Origin of the sequence: Streptomyces johnsoniae, from assembly GCF_031845565.1 — a bacterium.
Classification (GTDB): Bacteria; Actinomycetota; Actinomycetes; order Streptomycetales; family Streptomycetaceae; genus Streptomyces; species Streptomyces johnsoniae.
In genome coordinates, this window is the sequence record NZ_JAVREV010000010.1 from 57,897 (window position 1) to 82,812 (window position 24,916).

Here is a 24,916-nt window from a genome sequence, read left to right on the forward strand (position 1 = left end):
CTCTTCCGCGGGCCGGGCCGTGCTCGCCCCGGATCAGGCGCCCATGACGACGGCGCCGACTCCGCTCGCGGCTCCGAGGATCATGAACGCGGGCATCAGCACCCGGTTCTCCACCCAGGCTCCGGCGCGGAAGCGCATGAAGCGGGGCGGGCCTATGGGGTACCAGCGCCTGCCCGCTATCGGCAGCGGCCACAGCATCGGGCAGCCGGATATGGTCAGGGAGTCGCCGAGGGTGTGGACGATCGAGCCCAGGATGATGGGCAGGCCGAGCCACAGGTAGGGCTCTCCGTCGAAGAGCCAGTCCGACCCGTTGCCCGGCTGGTCGAGCACGCCGGCCAGGAGCCAGGCGCTGGTCGCGCCCAGCAGCCACACCAGGACGTCGCTGGAGACGCGGGCCATGCGCCACAGCAGCCCCTCGACGGCCAGCACCATGTGGATGAACAGGATGATCAGCACGGCCCAGCGGCCCCAGGTGATGGCGGCGAAGGAGAAGCCTGCTCCGATCAGCACCGCCCATATCCACGTGTGGGTGAGGGTGCGGTGGCCGCCGGTGCGGCGGCGGTCCTTCCTGCCGCGAGTCGCGTTGTAGACCCACTCGGAGATCTTGTCGATGAGCCCGGCCAGGAGCTTGGATATGGGTCCGAAGGCTCGGGAGATGGTGGCGGATTTCTGATCGAGGTCGGGAGCGAGCGCCGCCCCCGCACAGATCAGCGTGCCCGCCACGAGTACCGGCCAGGGCATGGCATGGTCCGCCCACGCCGCGGCGGCCCCGACCCCCAGCCAGGCCATTGCTCCGGACAGTGAGTGCGCCGGTCCCATCATGGCTGCGGCCCCGCCCCTTCTTCTGTTCTGTGCTACCCCGTCGGCGGCACAGCGTAGTGCCAGTCGATCTTCGCCGTACGGGCCGGTTCCCCGTCGGGGGCCGGGTGCGGGCAGTATGGACCGGTGACCCTTATCGATCAGATGCCGACGGCCAGCGACCCGGATGCCCTTTTCGACGCCTTCTCGTCGTGGGCGGAGGAGCGGGGGATCTCCCTTTATCCCGCTCAGGAGGAGGCGCTGATCGAAGTGGTCTCCGGGGCGAACGTCGTCCTGTCCACTCCGACGGGCTCGGGGAAGTCCCTGGTGGCGGCGGGCGCGCACTTCGCGGCCCTCGCACGGGACGAGGTGACGTTCTATACGGCTCCGATCAAGGCCCTGGTCTCCGAGAAGTTTTTCGATCTGTGCAAACTCTTCGGCACGGAAAACGTCGGGATGCTCACCGGTGACGCCTCCGTCAATGCCGATGCCCCCGTGATCTGCTGCACCGCCGAGGTCCTCGCCTCGATCGCGCTGCGGGACGGCGCGCAGGCCGACATCGGCCAGGTGGTGATGGACGAATTCCACTTCTACGCCGAGCCGGACCGGGGCTGGGCGTGGCAGATTCCGCTGCTCGAACTGCCGCAGGCACAGTTCGTCCTGATGTCCGCAACGCTCGGGGACATGTCCCGCTTCGAGGAGGACCTGACGCGCCGTACCGGGCGGCAGACGGCGGTGGTGCGGTCGGCCACGCGTCCGGTGCCCCTGAGCTACGAGTACCGGACGACGGCGCTGACCGAGACGCTGACGGAGCTGCTGGAGACGCATCAGGCGCCGGTGTACATCGTGCACTTCACGCAGGCCCAGGCCGTCGAGCGGGCCCAGGCGCTGACGAGCATCAACATGTGCACGCGTGCGGAGAAGGACGAAATCGCCGCGCTCATCGGAAACTTCCGCTTCACCACCAAATTCGGCAGGAATCTCTCCCGGTACGTGCGGCACGGCATCGGGGTGCATCACGCCGGGATGCTGCCGAAGTACCGCAGGCTGGTGGAGAAGCTGGCGCAGGCGGGTCTGCTGAAGGTCATCTGCGGGACCGACACGCTCGGGGTCGGCGTCAACGTCCCCATTCGCACAGTGCTGTTCACCGCGCTCACCAAGTACGACGGCAGCCGTGTCCGGGTGCTGCGGGCCCGCGAGTTTCACCAGATCGCCGGGCGGGCGGGGCGGGCGGGCTTCGACACCTCCGGTTTTGTCGTGGCGCAGGCGCCCGAGCACGTCGTGGAGAACGAGAAGGCGCTCGCCAAGGCGGGCGACGATCCGAAGAAGCGTCGCAAAGTGGTCAGGAAGAAGCCGCCGGAGGGCTTCATCAACTGGAGCGAGGACACCTTCCAGAGGCTGATCGGCGCCGATCCGGAGCCGCTGACCTCCCGTTTCCGCGTCACCCACACGATGCTGCTGTCCATCATCGCGCGGCCGGGCGATGCCTTCGACGCGATGCGGCGGCTGCTCGAGGACAATCACGAGCCCCGTCGGCAGCAACTGCGGCACATTCGCCGCGCCATCGCCATCTACCGCTCGCTGCTGGACGGCGGGATCGTGGAGCGCCTGGAGGAGCCCGACGAGCAGGGCCGCATCGTGCGGCTGACCGTGGATCTCCAGGCCGACTTCGCGCTGAACCAGCCCCTGTCGACGTTTGCGCTGGCCGCATTTGAGCTGCTTGATCCGGAATCTCCTTCCTATGCGCTGGACATGGTCTCCGTCGTGGAGTCCACGCTGGACGATCCGCGCCAGATCCTCGCCGCCCAGCAGAACAAGGCCAGGGGTGAGGCGGTGGCCGCCATGAAGGCCGAGGGCGTCGAGTACGAGGAGCGGATGGAGCGGCTGATGGACATCAGCCATCCCCGCCCGCTGGAGGAGCTGCTGTTCCACGCCTTCGGCGTCTACCGCAAGAGCCATCCGTGGGTCGGTGACCACCCGCTCTCCCCCAAATCGGTCGTGCGTGACATGTACGAGCGGGCCATGACATTCTCCGAGCTGGTCTCGCACTACGAGCTGGCACGCACCGAGGGCATCGTGCTGCGCTACCTCGCCGGCGCCTACAAGGCCCTGGAGCACACCGTGCCGGAGGACTTGAAGTCCGAGGACTTCCAGGACATCACCGCCTGGCTCGGCGAGCTGGTGCGCCAGGTGGACTCCAGCCTCCTCGACGAGTGGGAGCAGCTGGCGAATCCGGAGAGCGAGGACGCCAGCGAGGCTCAGGACCGGGCCGACCAGGTGCGGCCGGTGACCGCGAACGCCCGCGCCTTCCGGGTGCTGGTGCGCAATGCCCTCTTCCGCCGGGTGGAGCTGGCGGCGCTGGACCGGACCGGCGAGCTGGGCGAGCTGGACGGCGAGTCGGGCTGGAACGCGGACGCCTGGGCGGCGGCGTTGGAGGACTACTGGCAGGAGTACGACGAAATCGGGACGGGCCCGGATGCCAGGGGTCCGCGGCTGCTGAGTATCGAGGAGCGGCCCGAGGACGGCCTGTGGCGGGTGCGGCAGACCTTCGCCGATCCGGCGGGCGACCACGACTGGGGCATCTCCGCCGAGGTGGACCTGACCGCGTCGGATGCGGAGGGACGTGCGGTGATCAAGGTCATGGACGTCGGACAGCTCTGACCGCCGCACTGGCCGCCGGCTGCACGGCGCGGGCCGCGGCCAGGGCGTCGAGGAGTGCGGCGCGGTACTCGCGGGCTTCGGCGGGGTCGGCGGCGGTGAGCAGCGGGGCGACGACGTCCTGCTGCTCCGGGCTGAGCCGCCCGTCGATCAGCGGGGGGCGCAGCCGGCACAGCAGGCTGCGCTCCTCGGCGTCCGGCACCGCGGCGTCGAGGGCGGGGGGCTCCAGGACCACGGCGAGTGCGGCGGCCTTCTGCCAGGGGTCCTCCGCCTGCCCGGCGAGCAGTGCCGTGCGGCGGCGGCGCCAGCGTGGGGGCCTGAGATCCGCGCCGTGGCGCAGCAGGTCGCGCAGCTCGGCCGGGGCCGGCCCCTTGAGCAGGGCGGGATACTGCTCGGCAAAGGTCAGCAGCTCCTCGGCGGGATAGCGCCAGACAATGACCCAGTGCCGGTTCAGCCGGATGTCCACCGGGTCGAAACAGCCGACGCGGGCCAGGCGGGCGAAGCGTGCCGCGCCGATGCGCAGGAGCTCCGCGCCGCCGGTGGCGTTGACCAGCGGGAAAGGATCGCCCGGGCCGCCGGGCCGCTCGTGCCGCTCGGCCGGAGCGGGCCGTGCAGCCGGAGCGGGCCGTACGGCCCGGGGGCGGGGCGTCCGGGCGGCGGGCCGCCGTCCGGGGACGACGGTGTCCGGGCGGTCCGCGGTGCCGATGCCGGTGTGCGTGACATTCATCAGGGTCTCCCTCAGGGGTGATTACTCTGTGTAACCACCCTAGCGGCAGACCCTCCCCCACCGCAACCCTCCGTAGTCAATCAGCGACGGAAAGTCATGTGACGTCGCGCGCGGCGAGCCCCATATGCTCGCCCACCTTGTTCACCAGGAGGGTCATCTCGTAGCCGACCTGCCCGATGTCCGCATCGGCCCCGGCCAGCACGCACAGACAACTGCCGTCGCCCGCGGCGGTGACGAACAGCACACCGTCATCGAACTCGATCATGGTCTGACGGACATCGCCGCATCGGAAGTGCTCCCCGACCCCCTTGGCAAGGCTGTGCAGTCCGGAGGCGACCGCCGCAAGGTGCTCCGCGCTGCTCCGCTTCAGGCCCCGGCTCACCGAGGTGACCAACCCGTCGCTCGACAGGAGCAGCACGTGCCGCACGCGCGGCAGCCGTTGCGCCAGGTCGTCCAGCAGCCAGTCAAGCGTGGTACTCAGTGCCATCCCCAGCTCCCCCTTCTCGTAAGGCGACTGCTGTGTCAGCCTTCCCCAGTAAGAGGCTGTGGGCAACCACCTGTGCGGTACCGCTATCCGGAAGGGACCGTACCGTTTCCTCTGGTCAACCCCGCCACCGGGGCGGGCAGAACGCGCCGGGCACGGCAGCCGCCCCGACCGCGGCTGCGGTCGGGGCGGCACGGCCCGGATCAGCGGCCCAGCTCCTTGCGCCCCGCCCTCCGCAGCCGACGGCGCTGTGGCGCGTCGAGCAAGAGGTAGGCGGCGGCGGGAACGCCGAAAATGACGAGCGCAGCGATCCAGAAGTTGGTCAGCGCCCACAGCACGAGGCCCGCGGCCACCGCACCGATGGCCACCTTTCCGCCACGAGACATCCTTGCTACCTCCTTAGCGGCGGCGGCCGCCGCGCCGATGAGTGAACGTTCTTCCAGTGTCCACCGTTCCGCGCGGAACCGTCCCGTTACGTCAGTCCTGCCGCAGCGGGGCGCCGACCTCGTGCATGTGGCGCAGGGCCTGCCGGTAGGAGTCGACCAGTCCGGTCTCGGCATACGACACGCCGGCCTCCTGGCAGTACCGGCGCACGGCGGGCTGGGCGAGGCGCAGGTGCGGGCGCGGCATGCTCGGGAACAGGTGGTGCTCGATCTGGTAGTTGAGGCCGCCCATGAGCCAGTCGGTGACCGGCCCGCCGCGAACGTTCCGCGAGGTCAGGACCTGCCGGCGCAGGTGTCCCCAGCGCTGGCCGCTGTCCGGGTCGGGCATCTCCATGCCCTTGTGGTTGGGCGCGAAGACGCTCCCGAGGTGAAGGCCGAACAGGGCGTGGTGAACGAGCGCGAAGACGACGGCCTTCCCCGGGCCCATGGCCATGGCGAGCAGCGAGACGTAGGCCACGAAGTGCGCGGCGAGCAGGAGCCCCTCGACAGCGCGGGCCCGGCCCTGCCGCTCCCAGCCCCGGGAAGAGGCCACCATCTGGATACTGGAGACCTTCAGCGCGATGCCTTCGAGCAGCAGCAACGGGAAGAACAGCCATGCCTGGTTGCGGGTGAGCCAGCGGTTGAAGCCGGCGCGCCTCGCGGCCTGGGCCTGCGTCCACACCAGGACGCCTTCCCCGACGTCCGGGTCCTTGTCGAGATGGTTGGGGTTGGCGTGGTGCCTGTTGTGCTTGTCGTTCCACCAGGCCGAACTCATGCCGAGCAGCAGATTGCCGAGAAACAGGCCCAGGAGGCGGTTGATCCGCCGCGACGACGCTATCTGCGAGTGCCCCGCGTCGTGGCCGAAGAACGCGGTGCGCGTGGAGAACAGCGCGAGGGGCGCCGCGAGCGCCACCGTCCACCAGGAATCGCCGACCAGCAGCACGCCTGCGACGAGCGCGGCGAAGATGACCAGGTTGACCGTGATCGCGGCCGCGTACCAGCCGGTGCGGCGGGCAAGCAGCTCCTGCCCCTTGATCTCCCGGAGCAGCGGGGCGAATTCATCCGCCGGTTTTGGCCTGGAACGCGGTGTTGCAAGGGCGGCGGAAGCCTGCGGCATGTCGTCTCCGGAAGGGTGGATGGAACGCTCCTGAACAGCGTAGAAGCGGAGCCGAACCCTCACCATGGCCGCAACCCCCGCCCCAGGGGTGTACTCAACCCCCCTATTCGTGCGGCATTTGCCGGTTTTGCGGGGTCGATTTCCGGATCGCGGGATACCTGAGGTACCCTCGGCGGTCGCCTTGCCGCTAGTCAAGTTTGAGGAGTGGGTCAGCGCTGTGACATCCGGCCCGGCCGCCCCCGCCCGCCTTTCCGCACTCGCCTCCTGCGCGGCCGTCTTCCTGCCGGCCGATCCGCCCCGCGCCTCGCACGTCGCCTTCTGGCGTCCCGACGGCAGCCCACCCGTACCGGGCGAGGAGCCCTCCGAGAACCTGGCCGTCGCGCTGCCCGACGCCGACGGTCGGGTCCGCGTCCAGGAGGTGCCCGCACTGCTGGTGCCCGTGGCAGCGGCCGTACCCGTGCTGACCAGGGCCCGCACCGCGACAGGTGCGCACCCCGCCGCGGCCAGCTGGGGCGCCGCAGCCGTTCTGGCCCTGCAACTCGCGGCCCGCGGGCGGCTGTTGCCGGGAATCAGCCCGGCCGACCACGACGCCTGGCGGCTGGGCCCGCTGGACACCCCCGACGCGGCGCGGCTGCGGGAGCTGGCCCGGGCCATGCCGCCGCACGCCCACGCGGTGCCGCTGCCCGGCGAGGCGGCCGACGGCGGGCCGCTGCTGCCGCGCCCCGATGCGCTGCTGCGCGCCTTCCTCGACGCGGTCGCGGACGGGCTGCCGCGCACCCCGGCCGCGGCGTCCGCGGCGGGCGGGCCCGCGTTCGCCGCGGCGGCGCCGCGCCGGTTCCCCGGGCACCGGCCGTGGGCGGAGGGCGTGGCCGCGGGCCACGACGCGGGGGTCCGCCTCTCGCTGCGCATCGAGGCAGCGCTGCTTTCGGCCGACGGGCCAGCGGCGGAGGGCGCGGCCGCCGGCTTCCGCGCCGTGCTCCAGCTGCACAGCGTCGGCGATCCAGGCCTGGTCGCGGACGCCGCCGAAGTGTGGGCGGGAACGTCCGCGGCGGCCGGCTCGTTCGGGCCCCGGGTGCGGGCCGACACGCTGCTCACACTGCGCCGCGCGGCGGCGGCCTGGGGGGCGCTGACCCCGCTGCTCTCGGCCGCCGTGCCGGACGCGGTGGACCTCGCCGACGACGAGATCGGCGAGCTGCTCGGCGTCCCCGTCTCCCGCGCGCTCGCCGCGGCCGGGGTCGAGGTGCACTGGCCGCGCGAGTTGGTGCGCGGGCTCACCGCGCAGGCCGTGGTGGGCCCGGAGGCGGGCGCGGCGGACGGCGCGCGGTCATCCGCCGGGCCGGCGCTGCTGTCCCCCGGCGCGCTGCTCTCCTTCGACTGGCGATTCGCCGTGGGCGGGACGGAGTTGACCCGCGAGGAGCTGAATCGCCTTGCGGAGGCGGCCCGGCCCGTGGTGCGCCTGCGCGACCAGTGGGTGCTCGTGGCGCCCGAGGAGGTGCGCCGGGTCCGCGACCGGCGGGACGGGAAGGTCACCGCCATCGAGGCGCTGGGTGCCGCGCTCACCGGTGCCACGGAGATCGACGGTGAACGGGTCGAGGTGACCGCCACCGGCTGGCTGGCCGCGCTGCGCGACCGGCTGGCCGACCCCGAACGCGCCGATGCCGAACCGGTCGCACCGCCCCCGGCGCTGGCCGCCACGCTGCGGGACTACCAGCTGCGTGGCCTGACGTGGCTGCACCGGATGACCTCGCTCGGTCTCGGCGCCTGCCTGGCCGACGACATGGGCCTGGGCAAGACCGTGACACTGATCGCGCTGCATCTGCACCGCCAGGCGGACGCCGGGACGGCGGGGCCCGCGCTTGTGGTCTGTCCCGCGTCGCTGCTCGGCAACTGGCAGCGGGAGATCGGCACGTTCGCCCCCGCGACCCCGGTGCGCAGGTACCACGGCGCCGCGCGTGACCTGGAGGGACTCGGGCCGGACGAGGTGGTGCTCACCACCTACGGCACCCTGCGGCGGGACGCGCCGCGGCTGGCCGGCGCGGCGGACTGGTCCCTCGTGGTCGCCGACGAGGCGCAGCACGTGAAGAACCCGCACTCCGCCACCGCCCGTCAGCTGCGGGCCGTCCCCGGCCGGGCCCGCGTGGCGCTCACGGGCACGCCGGTGGAGAACAACCTGTCGGAGCTGTGGGCGATCCTGGACTGGACCACGCCGGGGCTGCTCGGCGGCCTCGCCACGTTCCGCAGCCGTCATGCCGACGCGGTCGAGAGCGGCGCCGACCCGGCGGCGGCCGACCGGCTCGCCCGCCTGATCCGGCCGTTCCTGCTGCGGCGGCGCAAGTCCGACCCCGGTATCGCACCCGAGCTGCCGCCGAAGACGGAGACCGACCGCGCCGTCGCGCTCACCGCCGAGCAGGCCGGGCTGTACGAGGCCGCGGTCCGCGAGGGCCTCGCGGCCGTCGCCGATGCCGACGGGCTGGCCCGTCGCGGCCTCGTGGTCAAGCTGCTCACCTCGCTCAAGCAGATCTGCAATCATCCCGCGCAGTTCCTCAAGGAGGAGAACGCCCCGCGGCTCGCGGGCCGTTCGGGCAAGCTGGAGCTGCTGGACGAGCTGCTCGGCACGATCCTGGCCGGCGACGCGAGCGTGCTGGTGTTCACGCAGTACGTGCGCATGGCGCGGCTGCTGGAGGCGCATCTGACCGCGCGCGGCATCGGCACCCTGCTGCTGCACGGCGGCACCCCGGTGCCACGGCGCGAGGAGATGGTGCGCAGCTTCTCCGCGGGCGAGGTGCCGGTGTTCCTGCTGTCCCTCAAGGCCGCGGGCACCGGGCTGAACCTGACGCGCGCCGAGCACGTGGTGCACTACGACCGCTGGTGGAACCCCGCGGTCGAGGAACAGGCGACCGACCGGGCCTACCGGATCGGGCAGGACCGTCCGGTGCAGGTGCACCGGCTGATCGCGGAGGGCACGGTGGAGGACCGGATCGCCGCGATGCTGGAACGGAAGCGGGCGCTTGCGGACGCGGTGCTCGGCTCGGGCGAGGCGGCCCTCACGGAGCTGTCGGACGCCGAGCTCGCGGAGCTGGTGGCCCTGCGCGGCACCGAGCGGCTGGGGAGCGCATGATGAACCGGGCAACGTCGGAGGAACTGGTCTTCGAGGCCCTGCCGCCCGCCCGTGGACGCGGCTTCGCGACCACCTGGTGGGGCAGGAGCTGGCTGAAGGCACTGGAGGACACCGCGCTGGACGGCGAACGGCTGCGGCAGGGCAGACGGCACGCCAGGGCGGGCGCGGTCGGCGCCGTCTCGGTGCGGCCCGGCCGGCTGACCGCCGTGGTCAAGGCGGGCGACGGCACCGGCCACCGTGCGGACGTGCTGCTGCGGCAGCTGTCCGACCGTGAATGGGACCGGTTGCTGCACACTGTGGCCGGCGAGGGCGGGCACATCGCCGCGCTGCTCGACCGGGAGATGTCCCCGCAACTCGTGGCGGACGCCGCGGCGGCCGGGGTCGATCTGCTCCCCGGCATCGGCGATCTGGAGCCGGAGTGCGAGTGCGGGGAGTGGGACCACTGCGCGCACACCGCGGCGCTCAGCTACCAGGTGGCGCGGCTGCTGGACACCGACCCGTTCCTCTTGCTGCTGCTGCGCGGGCGCGGGGAGCAGGAGTTGACGGACGAGTTGCAACGGCGCAGCGCCGCCCGGGCGGAGCCGGCCGGGAACGCCGCGGCGCAGCCCGCGGGGGTACCGGCCGCGGAGTCGTACGCGCGGTGGGCGGCCGGTCCGTTGCCGCTGCCCGCCCCGCCGCCCCGCGTCGCCGAGCCGGGCACCGGCCCGGCGCTGGGCGGCGGGGTGCCGCCGGCGGACGGACTTGACGTCGGGGCGCTGGAGTTCCTGGTCGCGGACACGGCGGCACGGGCCGCGAGGCTGCTGGCCGCCGCCCTCGGACCGGGCCACGCGCAGGAGGCGCAGCCCGCGCCGCTCGGCGAGTGGCAGGACGCGGTGCGGATGGCCACGGCCGGGCCCGCCGCGCACATCGCGGCGCGGCTCGCGGCCGGCTGCGACCGTTCCGCGCTCGACCTCGATCTGGCCGTGCGGGCCTGGCGGTTCGGCGGGCGCCCCGCGCTCGCCGCGCTGGAGGAGCAGCCCGGCGAGGTGCCCGCCGCGGCGCTCGGACAGCTCGCCGCGGCCTGGGCGGGCGAGGAGTCCCGCCCGGTGCTGCGCGGTGGCGACGGGCGGTGGACGGTGGTGGGCGAGGGGGTGCAGCTGCGCTGGGGCCCGGACGGCCGGTGGTGGCCGTTCCTCAAGTCCCGGGGGCGGTGGTGGCCCGCCGGGCCCGCCGAGTCGGAGCCGGCCGCCGCCCTGGCCGCCGCGCGGGGCGGCGGGGGCGGCGGCCGGTCCGTTGCGGTGGACGGCGCCGGAGCGGCGGAGCCGCGTCAGGCCAGATCCTCGAACACCGCGTAGTAGCCGCCGGACTGACCGTCCGCGGTGGGGTGGTAGGAGTCGCCGATCGGCCAGGTGACGCTGTGCAGCCACGCGTCGCCCGAGCAGATCTCGTGTCCGGTGAAGGCGGGGCGCACGTCGCCGTAGGTGAAGCCGTGATCGGCGGCGCGCTTGCCGATGACCTCGCCGAGGTTGTCCGCGGCGCCGTTGATCGCGGCCCTCGACTGCTCGCTGATGCCCAGCAGGCAGCTGCCGTCGAGCTCGTACATGCGGGGGTAGCCGAGCACCACCACCTCGGCGTTGGGGGCGCGGGTGCTGATGGCGTCGTACACCGTGTCGAGGCGGCCGGGCAGGGTGCCGGTGATGTAGCTGTTGGCGGTGTCGACCGCGGACAGGCAGGCGCTGGTGCCCTGGAGCACGCACGTCAGCATCGTGTCCGCGAAGCCCGCGTCGTTGCCGCCGATGCTGATGCTGACGAGGGTGGTGCCCGCGTCGAGAGGGCCGAGCTGGTTGTCGAGGACATCGGTGGTGCGCGCGCCGGAGCAGGCGGTGAAGTCGAACGAGGCGGGCGCGTTGGCATCGGCCCACAGTTCGGGGTAGGCGACGGTGCTGCGGCGGCAGTCGCCGCTGCCGCCGTCGTAGCTTCCGGCACCGACACCGGAGGAGTAGGAGTCACCGAGGGCCACATACTCGACGGCGGCGGCAGGGGTCTCCTGGGCCGAGGCCGTCGCGGGGCCGAGGGCGGATACGCCGAGGGCGACGACCGCGGTGGCGGCCACTGTCAGACAGCGGCGCAGCTTCATGGAACCTCCCAAGGAAGGTCTTCGGGGGATGAGTGGTGCATGAGCGCTTTACCCTCGCCAAGTCGTGTCCATGCCAAGGGTGTTACGGCTTCGTGAACACGAACGAGGGGAGCGCCCCGCGGTGACGGCCGCGCCTGTTTCCTCACCGGTCCGCCACCGGGGACCACCCGCCCGGCGGGGGCTTGTCGGAAGCCCCGGCACGTTCTAGCGTGATCAAACAACGAAGCACAGATATCAACAGATCGACGTCGGCGGCCCGGCCCGCCGGCCGCACCCGCACGTCAGAGGAGACTCATGGACACCCGGCCCGAGGACGACCGGCTCCCCTACTACGAGGACCCGTCGCCCGGCAGCGGCTCGCTTCCCGCCCGCGCCTGGTACGCCGCGTCCGATGCCGCCCGCCTTGCTCTCAACGGCACCTGGGCCTTCCGGCTCTCCGGCACCGCCGAGGAGGCGGACACCGGATTCACCGCGGACGGAGCGGACGCCGCCGGCTGGTCCGAAGTGACCGTTCCCGGGCACTGGGTCCTCCAGGGGCACGGCGCCCCGGCCTACACCAACGTCCGCTACCCCTTCCCCGTCGACCCGCCCCGGGTGCCGACCGAGAACCCGACCGGCGACCACCGCCGCGTCTTCGACCTCCCGGCCGACTGGCCCGCCGACGGCGAGAGCGTGCTGCGCTTCGAGGGCGTGGAGTCAGCCGCGCGGGTGTGGCTCAACGGCGAGGAGCTGGGCACGTTCCAGGGCAGCCGCCTGCCCCACGAGTTCGCCGTGGGCGCGCTCCTGCGCCCCACGGGCAACGTGCTCGCCGTCCGCGTCCACCAGTGGTCGGCCGGCAGCTACCTGGAAGACCAGGACATGTGGTGGCTGCCCGGTATCTTCCGCGAGGTCACGCTCCTGCACCGCCCGCGGCAGGCACCGGCCGACTTCTTCGTCCACGCCGGCTACGACCACGCCACCGGCCGGGGCACCCTGCGCGTGGACGCCGAGCCGGGCGGCCGCGTCACCGTTCCCGAGCTGGGCATCGACCTGGCCACCGGTGAGGAGACTGCCGTCCCCGTCCAGCCGTGGACGGCCGAGATCCCCCGCCTGTACGACGGCGAACTGGCCACGGCGGGCGAGCGCATCCCCCTGCGCATCGGCTTCCGCACCGTCGGCATCGAGAACGGCGTGTTCAAGGCCAACGGCCGTCGCATCCTCTTCCGCGGCGTCAACCGGCACGAATTCCACCCGCAGGCCGGGCGCGCGGTCGACGAGGCCACCATGCGCCAGGACATCCTGCTGATGAAGCAGCACAACATCAACGCGGTCCGCACCAGCCACTACCCGCCGCACCCCGCGTTCCTCGACCTGTGCGACGAGCTGGGCCTGTGGGTCATCGACGAGTGCGACCTGGAGACCCACGGCTTCTGCTTCTTCCCCGAATGGCGCGGCAACCCGGTCGACGACGAGCGCTTCACCCCCGCCCTCCTCGACCGCGCCCGCCGCATGGTCGAACGCGACAAGAACCACCCCTCCGTCGTGATCTGGTCGCTGGGCAACGAGTGCGGCGCGGGTGCGGGCCTCGGCGCCATGGCCCGCTGGATACGCGACCGCGACCCGTCACGCCCCATCCACTACGAGAACGACTCCGACTACCCCGACAGCGACTTCTACTCCCGCATGTACGCCTCGCACGAAGAGGTCGAGCGGATCGGCCGCAGGGAGGAGCCGCCGCTGGCCGATCCCGAGCTGGACGCGCACCGCCGCTCGCTGCCGTTCCTGCTGTGCGAGTACGCCCACGCCATGGGCAACGGGCCCGGCGGCCTGTCCGAGTACCAGCGGCTGTTCGAGAAGTACGAACGGCTCCAGGGCGGCTTCGTCTGGGAGTGGATCGACCACGGCCTGCCCAAGCAGACGCCCGACGGGCGCACCTACTTCGGCTACGGCGGCGACTTCGGCGAGGAGTTGCACGACGGCAACTTCGTGTGCGATGGCCTCCTGTTCCCCGACCGCACCCCCTCCCCCGGTCTGATCGAGTTCAAGAAGGTCATCGAGCCCGTCCACATCACCGGCGACGCCGGTGCAGGAACGGTCACCGTCACCAACGGGCACGACTTCGCCGACACCTCCCACCTCGCCTTCGAATGGGTCCACGAGGTCGAGGGCGAGCGGCTGGCCGAGGGCCGGCTGAACGTGCCGCCGCTGACGCCGGGCGAGTCCGCCGACGTCAAACTGCCGCCCGCGCCCGGCGGCACGGACGGCGGCGAGGCCGTCAGGACCGTGCGCGCGGTGCTCGCCCGGGACACCGCCTGGGCCGCCGAAGGACACGTCGTCGCCTGGGGGCAGGTGAGCGCGGGCGGGGCCGTCCCGCGGCGCGCCCCCGCCGCTGCGGCCGTGCCGGGCCGCCGTGCCGGGGGCCGGATCGAGCTGGGTCCGGCCTCGTTCGACGCGGCCCACGGCCGTCTGCTCCGCCTCGGCGGCCTCACGCCCGCCCAGGCCCCGCGCCTGGACGTCTGGCGGGCGCCGACCGACAACGATCTCGGTGCGTCCTGGCAGGAGGACGCCAGGTACGGCATGCGCTGGCGCGAACTCGGCCTGGACCGCATGCGCCACCGCATCGACGGCGTGGACCTGACCGGCGACGCGCTCACCGTGCGCACCCGGGTCGCCCCGGCGGGCGAGGAGCTGGGGCTGCGCGCCGACTACCGGTGGACGGCCACGGACGACGAGCTGTGGCTGACCGTGTCGGTCACGCCGGACAGCGCATGGCCGTGCCCGCTGCCGCGGCTCGGGCTGCGCCTCGGACTGCCCGCCGCGTTCTCACAGGCCACCTGGTACGGCGGCGGCCCCGGCGAGGCGTACCCCGACACCCGGGCCGCCTCCCGCCTCGGCCGGTACGCGTCCACGGTCGACGCGCTCCAGACGCCGTACGTGCGTCCCCAGGAGAACGGCGCGCGGGCGGACGTGCGCTGGGCCGAGCTGCGGGACGGGGACGACCGCGGACTGCGGATGACCGCCGGTTCGGCGCCGTTCTGGTTCACCGCCCGCCGCTGGACCTCCGAGCAGCTCGACGCCGCGGAGCACACCACGGACCTGGCGCCGGGTGACACGGTGTGGGTGAACCTCGACCACGGCCAGCACGGCATCGGCAGTCAGTCCTGCGGTCCCGGCCCGCTGCCGCAGTACTACCTGCACGCGGGCACCGCCGAGTTCTCGCTCGGGTTCCGCGAGGTCACAGCCGAGGGCTGACGGCCGGGACGCGGTGTGCCGCCGGCTCCGGCCGGCGGCACACCGCGGGCCGGTCAGCGCTTGACGCCGACGCCGCAGTAGAAGCCGAGGCCGTGCAGCTCCGGGTCGTCGGGTACCGGGCTTTCCGGCTGCCAGAACGGCGGCTGGACCAGGCCGGGCGGGTCCAGCACGTCGAACCCGTCGAAGTATGCGGCGACTTCGGCGCGCGGACGCAGCGTCAGGCTCGCCGTGGCGCGCGAGTACACCTCGCGCACCGCCGCGATCTGCTTCTCGTCGTGGAAGTCGAGCGTGCCGTGGCTGAGCACCAGGCAGCTCCCGGGAGGCAGCGGCTCGGTCAGGGCCCGCACGATGCCGCCCGGGTCCGCGGCGTCCTCGATGAAGTGCAGGATCGCGACGAGCAGGAGCGCCACCGGCTGTTCGAAGTCGATCAGCCTGCTGATCGCCGGATTCTCCAGCACGGCCTTCGGGTCGCGCAGGTCGGCCAGGGCGAACGCGGCGTTCCCGTCGTTGACGAGCTTGGCGCCCGCGTACGCGCTGACGATCGGATCGTTGTCGACGTACGCGACCCGGACGTCCGGGGTGATGGACCGGGCGACCTCGTGGGTGTTGGGCGACGTCGGTATGCCGGTGCCTATGTCGATGATCTGCCGGATGCCGCGACGGGCGACGGCCTTGGTGGCACGATGCAGGAAGCTTCGGTTCTCCCGCGCGGCGAGCTTGATGTCGGGCAGCAGCTGGATGACACGCTCGGCGGCGGCCCGGTCGACCTCGTAATTGTCCTGGCCGCCGAGGTAATAGTCGTACATACGGGCCGGGTGGGGCCGGCTGGTGTCGATCTGGTCGGCCGTGAAGCCCGCTTCGCTCACACCGTGCTCCGTCTCTTCGTCCGTGTCGTGCAGGCACGGTGTCCGCCCCCCCGTGGGTGGACACCGTGCCTGCTCTCCTGCGCGGTCATACCAGCAGGAAATCGGCCTCCCCTGATTTCACGCCCTGGATGAATCGCTGGATCTCATGATGCGAGCAGATCAGTGCAGGTCCGTCCGGATCGGTCGACTGCCGCAGGGCCACCCGCCCGTCCCCGAGCCTCATCACCTCGACGCAGCTCCCGCCGTTGCCGCCGCTCCACGGCTTGGCCCAGCCCTCCGTGCCGAGGTGTTTCGCGGGCATGCCGTTGTAAATGCGATCCATGGTTCAGATCTCCTTGCGAATACCACTGAGGATGGCCTCGGTGCGGTGCACTGGCGCGGCTTGCGCGCACATCCTGTCCAGCGCCTCCCGGAACGCCGACACGTCGTCGCGTTGGTCGAAGTAGGCGGCGCCTGCCAGGCTTTCCGCGCACGCGACGTCGGACAGCTCGGGCAGCGGGAACCGGAAGAGGTGGAACGGCCCGTACATGGCGGGATGCGGCCCTGCCGAGAACGGCATGATCTGTAGCCTCACGTGCGGCGAGGCGGTGCTCTCGATCAGGCGGGTGATCTGGTCGCGCATCACGTCGGGCCGGCCGATGGGCCGGCGCAGCACGGTCTCGTCCAGGACAATCCACAGCAGCGGCGGCCGTTTGCCGGTGAGCAACTCCTGGCGCGCCAGGCGCAGCGCGACCAGTCGCTCGATCTCCTCGGCGGGCGCGTGCGGCAGTCCGGCGCGCAGCACGGTCGCGGCGTACGCCTCGGTCTGCAGCAGGCCGGGTACGTAGTGCGGCTCGTAGGCACGGATCTGGTCGGCCTCGGCCTCCAGACTGACGAACGCGGTGAACCAGTCGGGCAGCACGTCGCGGTAACGGTGCCACCAGCCGGGCTGGTTGGCCTCGCGGACCAGGTGCAGGAAGCCTTCGATCTCCTCCTGGTCGATCACCCCGTAGATCCGCAGCAGCTTCTCCACGTACGGGATCTTCAGCCCGACCTGGGCCTTCTCCATCCGGCGAATGGTGGCGTGCGTGACGTCGAGGGCCCGCGCCGCCTCGTCGAACGAGACGCCGGCCGCCTCGCGGAGGTCCTGAAGTCGCTTGCCGAGCACGAGCCGCAACACGGTCGCCGCTCCGCTGGCCTGTCCGCCCGCCACTAGCACCCCACTTCAACTGCCGCCATGGTCAAGCAGTGTGCCATGCCATCAGCGTGCTCGACAGTCTGCTACCGACGATTTTGTAATTTGCAGGATGCCTCTTGCCGGATGAGAGGGACAGCCCGCACAGTAGGACGGTGGTTTTCTCCTCACACCCTCAGCCGCTCATGCGAACGGGGAGCGCGGTTCAGTCGAACGAGCGACTCCGGTTCCTCCTGCCGGCGGTGGACACCTCGGCAGCCGAGGCCCGCAGGCGGGCGCACCGCCAGCTCGTCGCCTGGCGGACGCCCGAGGAGACCTGCGAGAACGCCACGCTGATCCTGTCCGAGCTGGTGACGAACGCGCTGCGGCACACCGAGAGCGAGATCGTCGGCTGCGAGCTGCGCCTCGACGGCCCGCGCCTCCGGGTCGCCGTGACGGGGGCCGGCAGCGGACCGGAGCGCCGGGTGCGGCACGCGGGCGAGGACGAGGAGGGCGGGCGCGGCCTGCTGCTCGTGTGCGCGCTCGCGCAGCTGTGGGGCGTGCGCCCGGGGAACGCGGGCGAGGGACACGTCGTCTGGGCCGAGCTGCTCATGGGCCCCGCCCACGCCTGAGCACGGCCCACGGGGGCGCGCGGCAGGGGCGAAAATGGCACAATCCCCTGGATGCCGAACGGCGTTCACCATGTCGAACGGGCGCGGTCCGGCCGCCCCTGCCGTACGCGTCGAGAGGCCCGCCCGCATGTCCACGACTCCGCACCGCCTGTGGTACCCCCGACCGGCCCGCGCATGGCTTGAGGCCCTGCCCGTCGGCAACGGCCGGCTGGGCGCGATGGTGTACGGCGGGACCGCGACGGAGGAGCTTCAGCTCAGCGAGGACACCGTGTGGGCCGGCGGCCCGCACGTCTTCGACAACCCCGGGGCGCGCGAGGCGCTGCCCGAGATCCGCCGCCTGGTGTTCGCGGGCGAGTGGGACGCGGCGCAGCGGCTGATCGATGCCGGGTTCATGGGCATTCCGGTCAAGCAGCCGCCCTATCAGACCGTGGGCAGCCTCCGGCTGGCCTTCCCCGCGGGCGAGGACGACGAGGGCGGAGAGGACGGAGGTGTCTCCGGCTACCGGCGCGAGCTGGACCTGGCCACCGCGGTGCACGCGGTGGAGTTCTCCCGGGCGGGGGTGCGGCACCGGCGGGAGGTGTTCGCGACCGCGGCGGACCAGGTGATCGCCGTCAGGCTCACCGCGGACTCGCCGGGCGCTGTCACGTTCACCGCCGCCTTCGGCAGTCCGCTGGCCACCGGCACCTCCTCCCCCGACGCGGCCACCATCGCGCTGGCCGGGCGCGGCGAGGACTCCGGCGGGGTGGCCGGGCGGGTCCGGTTCACCGCGCTGGCCCGCGCGGTCGCCGAGGGCGGCACGGTGACCTCCCGCGACGGCGAACTGCGCGTGGACGGCGCCGATGCGGTGACGCTGCTCGTCTCGGCCGGGACCAACTACGTTTCGTGGCGGGATCTCGGCGGCGACCCGCGGGCGCGGGCCGACCGCGATCTGGCGGCCGCCGGGTCCCTGACCTACGCCCGGCTGCGCGAGCGGCACGTGGCGGACCACGGCGAGTTGTTCGGGCGGGCCGACCTCCAGGTGCCCGCGACCGCCGCGGCCGTGCTGCCCACGGACGAACGGATCGCCGGCTTCGCGAACGGGGACGACCCGCAACTGGCCGCGCTGTGCTTCCAGTACGGCCGCTACCTGCTGATCGCCAGCTCCCGGCCCGGCACCCAGCCGGCGAACCTCCAGGGTCTGTGGAACGACATGACCGACCCGCCGTGGGGCTGCAAGTACACCATCAACATCAACACCGAGATGAACTACTGGCCCGCCGGGCCCGCCAACCTGCTGGACTGCTGGCAGCCGCTGTTCGACCTGCTCCGGGAGCTGCGGGAGTCGGGGGCGCGCACGGCGCGCGACAGTTACGGGGCGCGCGGCTGGGTCGCGCACCACAATACGGACGCCTGGCGCGGAACGGCCCCCGTGGACGGCGCGTTCTGGGGCATGTGGCCCACCGGCGGTGCCTGGCTCGCGATGTCGCTGTGGGAGCACTACCGCTTCACCGGCGACATGGCGGCCCTGCGCGAGCACTACCCGGTGCTTGCGGACGCGGCCCGCTTCTTCCTGGACACGCTCGTCGAGGACCCCGGCAGCGGGCACCTCGTCACGTGCCCCTCGGTGTCCCCCGAGAACGCACACCACCCGGGCGACGGCGGCTCGTTGTGCGCGGGTCCGACGATGGACGGGCAGATTCTGCGCGACCTCTTCGGCGCGGTGGACGCGGCCGGCCGCCTGCTCGGCATCGACGAGGAGCTGCGGGCCGGGGCGCGGGCGGCGGCGCGGCGGCTGCCGCCGATGCGCGTGGGCGCCCTGGGACAGTTGCAGGAGTGGCAGCAGGACTGGGACGCGCAGGCCCCCGAGCAGGACCACCGGCACGTCTCGCACCTGTACGGGCTGCATCCGAGCAACCAGATCACGGCGGACACCCCCGAGTTGTTCGAGGCAGCCCGCGTCACGCTGGAACAGCGCGGCGACGCGGGCACCGGCTGGTCCCTCGGCTGGAAGATCAACTTCTGGGCGCGCCTCGCCGACGGCGACCGCTCGTTCAAGCTGCTGTCGGACCAGCTGACCCCCGAGCGCACCGCGCCGAACCTCTTCGACCTGCACCCGCCGTTCCAGATCGACGGCAATTTCGGGGCCACCGCGGGCATCACCGAATGGCTGGTGCAGAGCCACACCGACGAGTTGCGCCTGCTGCCGGCCCTGCCGGGCGCCCTGCCCGAGGGGCGGGTGCGCGGCCTGCTGGCACGCGGCGGCTTCGAGGTGGCGCTGAACTGGTCGGGCGGCGCGCTGGCCGAGGCCCGCGTGACGTCCCGGCTCGGCCGCGTCGCCCGCGTCCGCTCGGCGGCCGACCTGGAGGTGGAGAGCGGCGACGGCTCACCGGCCGCGGCCACGCGGCCCGCACCGGGCCTGCTGGAATTCCCCACGCGCGCGGGCGCCGACTACGTGCTCAGGCCGCGTCGGTGAAACGGGCGGTGGCCAGTGCCCGCAGCCGGCCAAGACCCGACAGCGCGACCACGAGCCCCGCGAGGCCGCAGCCGAGGGTGAGCGCGTAGGCCCAGCGGGCGCCGTGGGCCTCGATGACGAGGCCCACGGCGAGCACCCCGAGGGCGCGGCCGATGCCCACCGCGGTGGACATCCAGGCCATGCCCTCGGTGAGCATCGCCGCGGGCATGCCCTGCCGGACCAGGCTGTATCCCGCGATGACCGTGGGGGCGATGAGCATGCCGGAGAACAGGGAGAAGATCCACAGCGCGGCCACGCTCGGCATCGCCCACAGCGGCCCCGTGCCCAGCACGACGGCGGCGAGCGCGAGCAGGAACTGGCGGTCCAGCGGCAGCCGCCACTCCCGCGTCCCGTACCACAGGCCGCCGACCGCGCTGCCCAGGGCGTAGGTGGCCATCACCCCGCCGACCATCCAGGTCTCACCGTGCTCGTCGACGAACGCCATGGTGCTCAGCTCCCACCCGGCGAACATCGCGGCGGTGCACACGTACACGCCGCACACCAGGCGCAGCCCGGCCGAGGAGAGTGCGCGGCCGCCGACGGCGGGACGCGGCAGCACCGGGGGCTCGGTGCGGCGCTGGGCGGCCAGCAGCAGGCAGCCGGTCACCCCGAAGAGTGTGACGGTCACCACACCGGCCGCGGGATGGATCAGCACGACGGTGGCGATCAGCAGCGGGCCCACGACGAAGATCAGCTCGTCGGCCACCGACTCGAAGGAATAGGAGGAACGCAGCAGGGTGCCGCCGGCGTCGCCGGCCGCGAGATGGCTCCAGCGGGCCCGTACGAGCGCGGACAGCGGCGGCATCAGCGCGCCGAACGCCGCGCCGGAGGCGAACAGCAGCCAGCCGGGGGCGGCCAGTTGGGCCGCGAGCACGAAGAGCGTGCCGGCCAGGCCGAACGCCGCGGCCACCGGACGCAGCACCCGCCGCTGGCCGAACCGGTCCACGGCGTAGCCGAGTTGGGGAACAACCAGCGCGTAGCACAGGGCACCGCCCGCCGCGACGGCCCCGGCCGCGGCGTAGCTGTCGGTGACGTGCGTGATGAGGAAGACGGTGCCGAGGGACAGCGTCGACATCGGCAGCCGGCCCACGAGGGTCGCACCGACGAACGCCCGGGCGCCCGGTATCCGGAAGATGTCACGGTAGAGCCGCAGCCCCGCGGCAGGTTGCCCCATGGCGCCCGATCCTGCCGGTCGGCCCGCCGCCCCGCACTCGAATAACGCGCGGGCCCGTAACGCGCGGGCCCGGACGGCGGCCCGTGCCGTGGGCATCACCGGGGCGTCACGCCGGGCGTTCCGCGATATCGACCAGGGTGGCGCGCGCATGCGCGATCAGGGCGGCCGGGGGCAGCGGGAACACGGTGTGCGGCGTGCCGGCCGCGCCCCACACGACCTCCTCGCCGAGCAGGCCGCGGTCGGCCAGCGTGCGCAGCGGGGTGACGTGGCCGAACGGCGGAACACCCCCAATGGCGTAGCCGGTGGCCGCGCGCACGGTGGTGGCATCGGCCCGGCGCACCCGGGCGGCGCCGAGCTCGGCACGCAGGCGCTCGGTGTCCACGCGGGAGGCGCCGTCCATCAGCACCAGTACGGGTTCCTTATCCGCTTCGAACACGAGCGACTTTACTATTCCATTAAGCTTGCACCCGATCGCCTCGGCCGCCTGGGCCGCGGTGCGGGTCGCCGCAGGGAAGGAACGGGTCTCGATGCCGTCCAGCCCAAGGGCGGCCAGGGCTGCGGCGAACCGGGGATGAGTGGTGGCGGACACAGTCATGAACGGGGACCCTAGCGGCCCCCCGACGTGCCATGCCAAGCATTTCGCCGGACAGTTTGATCGAACGGAAGCGGAAGACCGGAGGAACAGTGGACGTCTCGTTGACCATGTGGGTGCTCACGGTGCTGGTGCTGTGTGCACTCATCGCCGTCGACTTCTTCTTCGGGCGCAAGCCCCATGAAGTGTCGCTCCGAGAGGCCGGGACGTGGACCATCATCTGGATCGTGCTGGCGGTGTTGTTCGGGCTTGCGCTCCTGCTCATGGAGGGCGGCACGCCCGCCGGTGAATTTTTCGCAGGTTATGTGACGGAGAAGTCCCTGAGTGTGGACAATCTCTTCGTCTTCGTGCTGATCATGACCAAATTCGCGGTGCCGGCGCAATACCAGGCACGCGTGCTGCTGGTCGGCGTGCTCATCGCGCTGGTGCTGCGCGGCGCGTTCATCGCCGCGGGCGCCGCCCTGATCGCCAGCTTCTCCTGGGTCTTCTACATCTTCGGCGCCTTCCTCATCTGGACCGCCTGGAAGCTGGTCAAGGAAGCGCGCAGCAACGACGAGGACGAGGAGTACGAGGAGAACCGCTTCCTCAAGATGGTCGAGCGGCGCGTGCCCTCCACCGACCAGTACCACGGCACCAAGCTGTGGATCGAGGAGAACGGCCGCCGCCTGATCACGCCCATGCTGATCGTGATGCTGGCGATCGGCAGCACGGACATCCTCTTCGCGCTGGACTCCATCCCGGCGATCTACGGCCTGACCGAGGACGCCTACATCGTCTTCACCGCCAACGCCTTCGCGCTGATGGGCCTGCGCCAGCTGTACTTCCTGATCGGCGGCCTGCTCCAGAAGCTGGTGCACCTCTCCTACGGCCTGTCGATCATCCTCGGCTTCATCGGCGTGAAGCTGGTGCTGCACGCCCTGCACGAGTCCGGGGTGCACGTCCCGGAGATCAACACCTTCGTCTCGCTGGGCGTGATCTGCGTGGTGCTGGTGGTCACCACGGTGACCAGCCTGATGGCCTCCCGCCGCGAGCAGGAGCGCGCCAAGGCGTCGGAGAGCAATTCGTAGGACAACGCGGCGGCGTGGCCCGGGCGGGCCACGCCGGCGACGACAGGAACCACGGGACCCCGCGAGGCGTTGACCTCGCGGGGATTCCGCGCATCTCGGGTGGACGGGAGACAGCTCATGGGCACCGAGCCGAAGGGCGAGAACGACCCGCAGCGCGACGAGTGGGACGACGTGGTGCTGGACGAGAGCTTCGTGCGCGACGCGGAAGTGCAGGAGCCGACGGCCAGAACGCGCATGCTGAGGGAGCGCTGGAAGGACGGCGGCCCCGCGCCGCAGCCCTGGCGGTCCGATGAGCCGCCCGCGGGCTGGGTGCACGGTTCGGGGCGCAGGCGCGAGCGGCCGCCCCGGCAGCGCAAGCGGCGCTGGTTCCGCAGGAAGAAGGACGACGGCGACGGATCGTGAGCCGTCGGTGAGCGGGAGCGATCACGCACATCCGGTATTCACACCCGCCGCGGTCGATTCGGGAACGCCGCCGGACGCCGCCGGGCCGCCGCTGCTCCTCGTCCACGGCTGGGGCGGTGACGGCGGCGACTGGGCTCCGCTCATGCCGCTGCTCGGCCCGCACCACCGGCTCCTCGTCCCCGACCTGCCGGGGCACGGCGGCACCCCGCGCCGCACGGACCGGTGCACCCCGCGGGACGTCGCGGCCGATCTGGGCGGCTGGCTACATCGCCGGGGCACCGGCCCGGTGATCGCGGTCGGCCATTCCATGGGCGAGCAGGTGGTGACGGCGCTCGCCGTCGGGCACCCGCATCTGGTGCGGTCCATGGTCACCGTGGCCGCCGGCTACGGCGGCGACTCGGCCGAGGCGGCGCGGCTGCCGGCGGAGCAGGAGGCGCTGCGCCGCGAGGGGGCGTCGATGGCGGTGGCGTTCGTGCGCCGTGCCTGCGGCGGCACGACGCCGCGGGCGGTGCGGGAGCGGCACGAGCGGCTGATGGCCGCGATGGACGCGGAGCTGCTGGCCCGCTACCGCGAGGGGATGTACCTGGCGCCCGGCGCGTTCGGGCCGCGCCCCGCCGCGGAGGCGTACCTGCGCCGCCGCGGGTGCCCGGCGCTGTCCGTGCACGCCTCCCCGGCGGCCGCCGCGTGGGAGCGCACCGCGGTGGCCCACCCCTGACCCGCGTCGTGCTGTGGGCGGGCTGCGGCCACTACCTGCACGAGGAGCGCCCGGCCGAGCTGGCGGCGCTGCTGCGAGAGTGGTGCGCGGACCCGCGCTGACCTTCCGCGGGCCGCTCAGGCGGGGCCGGCCCGGTCCGCCCTGCCCTCCCTGGCCTTTTGGCCCCGCTCGTCCCGCCGACCCTCCGCCGCGAGGCCGGGGACGAGGCCGAGCAGCCGCTGCGCGGCCGGGCCCGTCGCGTCCGGCGCGGGCGCGGCGACCGATGCGGTCCACACCGGGGTGGCCGAGGGCGGCAGCCGCACCACCGTGAGGGCCGCGGCCTGCGGCTTGCGGGCGATGTGCCGGGGCACGAGGGCGATGCCGAGGCCGTGCCCGAGCAGGTCGAGCAGACTGTGCACGTCGTTCACCTCAAGTCCGACCGTGCGGCTCACCCCGGCCGCCGCGAACGAGCGGTCGTTGAGCGCACGGGCGCCCCAGTCGGGGGCGAAGTCGATGAAGGTCTCGCCGCTCAGCTCCGCCCACTCGGCGCGCTCGCGGCCGCTGAGGGCGTGTCCCGGCGGACACAGCAGCACCATCGGCTCCTCGGCCAGCGGGAGCGAGCGGACACCCGGCGGCGGCTGCCGCCCGCACAGCGCGACGAAGGCGAGGTCGAGCCGGCCGGCCGCGACGTCCTCGGCCAGGGACTGCGAGCCGCCCTGCCGCAGCCGTATCTCCACGCCCGGGTAGCGGGTGCGGAACCCAGCGAGCAGCGCGGAGACGTTGACGGCGCCGACGCACTGCTCGGTGCCGACGGCCAGGGTGCCGCGCAGCAGCCCTTGAACGGCGGCCACCGCCTCCCGCGCCGCCCGCATCCCGGCCAGGGTGCGCCGGGCCTCGGCCACCAGGGCCCGCCCGGCCTCGGTCAGCTCCACGCTGCGCGTGTTGCGCAGGAACAGCCGGGCGCCCAGCTCGCGTTCGAGCGCGCGCACCGATGCGGACAGCCCGGACTGGGACACCAGCAGGCGATCGGCGGCACGGGTGAAATGACGCTCCTCCGCCACGGCGATGACGTACTCCAGCTGCCGGATCTCCACGATTGAGAAGGCTACGCGATCAGTCGGTGCACCTTCTTCTATTGGACAGATGGAAGCCACGGGGTGAGGATCGCCTGGCG

At 72.7% G+C, this 24,916-nt stretch carries 22 protein-coding genes; 10 read left to right on the plus strand and 12 right to left on the minus strand.

Annotated elements, in window-relative coordinates; genetic code table 11:
- Nucleotides 1-33: 33 nt before the first annotated feature.
- Entirely contained in the window at nt 34-822 is a 789-nt protein-coding gene (locus RM779_RS18730; protein WP_311618878.1) for a metal-dependent hydrolase, read from the minus strand.
- A gap of 123 nt (nt 823-945) precedes the next feature.
- Here RM779_RS18730 and RM779_RS18735 point away from each other — a divergent pair, with 123 nt between their 5' ends.
- Nucleotides 946-3,459, plus strand: a complete 2,514-nt coding sequence (locus RM779_RS18735) for a DEAD/DEAH box helicase (RefSeq protein ID WP_311618879.1) — start codon at nt 946-948, stop codon at nt 3,457-3,459.
- Here RM779_RS18735 and RM779_RS18740 read toward each other — a convergent pair.
- From RM779_RS18740 to RM779_RS18755, 4 genes are all read right to left on the minus strand, one after another.
- On the minus strand, nt 3,437-4,183 hold the full coding sequence (locus RM779_RS18740) for a DUF6397 family protein (protein WP_311618880.1): 747 nt from the start codon (nt 4,181-4,183) through the stop codon (nt 3,437-3,439). The two genes, RM779_RS18735 and RM779_RS18740, sit on opposite strands and share 23 nt — an antisense overlap.
- Before the next feature lie 94 nt (nt 4,184-4,277).
- Complete coding sequence (locus tag RM779_RS18745) at nt 4,278-4,670, minus strand: roadblock/LC7 domain-containing protein (RefSeq protein WP_311618881.1); 393 nt, start codon at nt 4,668-4,670, stop codon at nt 4,278-4,280.
- A gap of 200 nt (nt 4,671-4,870) precedes the next feature.
- Entirely contained in the window at nt 4,871-5,053 is a 183-nt protein-coding gene (locus RM779_RS18750; RefSeq protein ID WP_077057308.1) for a hypothetical protein, read from the minus strand.
- Nucleotides 5,054-5,144: 91 nt separating this feature from the next.
- Complete coding sequence (locus RM779_RS18755; RefSeq protein WP_311618882.1) at nt 5,145-6,206, minus strand: fatty acid desaturase family protein; 1,062 nt, start codon at nt 6,204-6,206, stop codon at nt 5,145-5,147.
- Nucleotides 6,207-6,423: 217 nt separating this feature from the next.
- Between RM779_RS18755 and RM779_RS18760 the strand changes: the two genes are divergently transcribed.
- Complete coding sequence (locus RM779_RS18760) at nt 6,424-9,324, plus strand: DEAD/DEAH box helicase (RefSeq protein WP_311618883.1); 2,901 nt, start codon at nt 6,424-6,426, stop codon at nt 9,322-9,324.
- Entirely contained in the window at nt 9,324-10,658 is a 1,335-nt protein-coding gene (locus RM779_RS18765) for an SWIM zinc finger family protein (RefSeq protein WP_311618884.1), read from the plus strand. Before RM779_RS18760 ends, RM779_RS18765 begins: the two co-directional genes overlap by 1 nt.
- On the opposite strand, the gene RM779_RS18770 is transcribed toward RM779_RS18765, so the two are convergent.
- Nucleotides 10,631-11,440, minus strand: coding sequence for an SGNH/GDSL hydrolase family protein (locus RM779_RS18770; RefSeq protein ID WP_311618885.1), 810 nt, complete (start codon nt 11,438-11,440; stop codon nt 10,631-10,633). The genes RM779_RS18765 and RM779_RS18770 overlap by 28 nt on opposite strands.
- Before the next feature lie 294 nt (nt 11,441-11,734).
- Here RM779_RS18770 and RM779_RS18775 point away from each other — a divergent pair, with 294 nt between their 5' ends.
- The gene (locus RM779_RS18775; RefSeq protein WP_311618886.1) at nt 11,735-14,671 is read left to right on the plus strand and encodes a glycoside hydrolase family 2 TIM barrel-domain containing protein; all 2,937 of its coding nucleotides are present in this window, start codon (nt 11,735-11,737) and stop codon (nt 14,669-14,671) included.
- 53 nt (nt 14,672-14,724) lie between these two features.
- Here the strand turns inward: RM779_RS18775 and RM779_RS18780 are convergent, their stop codons facing one another.
- The 3 genes from RM779_RS18780 to RM779_RS18790 all read right to left on the minus strand — a co-directional run bounded on the left by RM779_RS18780 (nt 14,725) and on the right by RM779_RS18790 (nt 16,696).
- Nucleotides 14,725-15,537 carry an SAM-dependent methyltransferase gene (locus RM779_RS18780; RefSeq protein WP_311618887.1) on the minus strand — a complete coding sequence of 271 codons (813 nt, stop codon included), beginning with the start codon at nt 15,535-15,537 and terminating at the stop codon, nt 14,725-14,727.
- A gap of 85 nt (nt 15,538-15,622) precedes the next feature.
- Nucleotides 15,623-15,859 carry a DUF397 domain-containing protein gene (locus RM779_RS18785; protein ID WP_077057315.1) on the minus strand — a complete coding sequence of 79 codons (237 nt, stop codon included), beginning with the start codon at nt 15,857-15,859 and terminating at the stop codon, nt 15,623-15,625.
- Between the two features lie 3 nt (nt 15,860-15,862).
- Nucleotides 15,863-16,696 carry a helix-turn-helix domain-containing protein gene (locus RM779_RS18790; RefSeq protein ID WP_394813335.1) on the minus strand — a complete coding sequence of 278 codons (834 nt, stop codon included), beginning with the start codon at nt 16,694-16,696 and terminating at the stop codon, nt 15,863-15,865.
- 200 nt (nt 16,697-16,896) lie between these two features.
- Here RM779_RS18790 and RM779_RS18795 point away from each other — a divergent pair, with 200 nt between their 5' ends.
- Nucleotides 16,897-17,322, plus strand: coding sequence for an ATP-binding protein (locus RM779_RS18795; protein ID WP_311618889.1), 426 nt, complete (start codon nt 16,897-16,899; stop codon nt 17,320-17,322).
- A 127-nt stretch (nt 17,323-17,449) separates the two neighbouring features.
- Nucleotides 17,450-19,774 carry a glycoside hydrolase family 95 protein gene (locus RM779_RS18800; RefSeq protein ID WP_311618890.1) on the plus strand — a complete coding sequence of 775 codons (2,325 nt, stop codon included), beginning with the start codon at nt 17,450-17,452 and terminating at the stop codon, nt 19,772-19,774.
- On the opposite strand, the gene RM779_RS18805 is transcribed toward RM779_RS18800, so the two are convergent.
- Entirely contained in the window at nt 19,758-20,987 is a 1,230-nt protein-coding gene (locus RM779_RS18805; RefSeq protein WP_311618891.1) for an MFS transporter, read from the minus strand. The two genes, RM779_RS18800 and RM779_RS18805, sit on opposite strands and share 17 nt — an antisense overlap.
- Nucleotides 20,988-21,093: 106 nt before the next feature.
- Complete coding sequence (locus RM779_RS18810; protein ID WP_311618892.1) at nt 21,094-21,582, minus strand: YbaK/EbsC family protein; 489 nt, start codon at nt 21,580-21,582, stop codon at nt 21,094-21,096.
- Between the two features lie 89 nt (nt 21,583-21,671).
- Between RM779_RS18810 and RM779_RS18815 the strand changes: the two genes are divergently transcribed.
- The 4 genes from RM779_RS18815 (at nt 21,672) to RM779_RS18830 (ending at nt 23,864) form a co-directional block, all read left to right on the plus strand.
- Nucleotides 21,672-22,646, plus strand: a complete 975-nt coding sequence (locus tag RM779_RS18815; RefSeq protein WP_311618893.1) for a TerC family protein — start codon at nt 21,672-21,674, stop codon at nt 22,644-22,646.
- A 117-nt stretch (nt 22,647-22,763) separates the two neighbouring features.
- Nucleotides 22,764-23,048, plus strand: a complete 285-nt coding sequence (locus RM779_RS18820) for an SGM_3592 family protein (protein ID WP_311618894.1) — start codon at nt 22,764-22,766, stop codon at nt 23,046-23,048.
- Nucleotides 23,049-23,055: 7 nt separating this feature from the next.
- A complete protein-coding gene (locus RM779_RS18825) occupies nt 23,056-23,763 on the plus strand; it encodes an alpha/beta fold hydrolase (protein ID WP_311618895.1) in 708 nt (235 codons plus the stop codon).
- Complete coding sequence (locus RM779_RS18830) at nt 23,733-23,864, plus strand: hypothetical protein (protein WP_311618896.1); 132 nt, start codon at nt 23,733-23,735, stop codon at nt 23,862-23,864. Before RM779_RS18825 ends, RM779_RS18830 begins: the two co-directional genes overlap by 31 nt.
- A gap of 15 nt (nt 23,865-23,879) precedes the next feature.
- On the opposite strand, the gene RM779_RS18835 is transcribed toward RM779_RS18830, so the two are convergent.
- A complete protein-coding gene (locus RM779_RS18835; RefSeq protein ID WP_311618897.1) occupies nt 23,880-24,836 on the minus strand; it encodes a LysR family transcriptional regulator in 957 nt (318 codons plus the stop codon).
- Nucleotides 24,837-24,916: the final 80 nt, after the last annotated feature.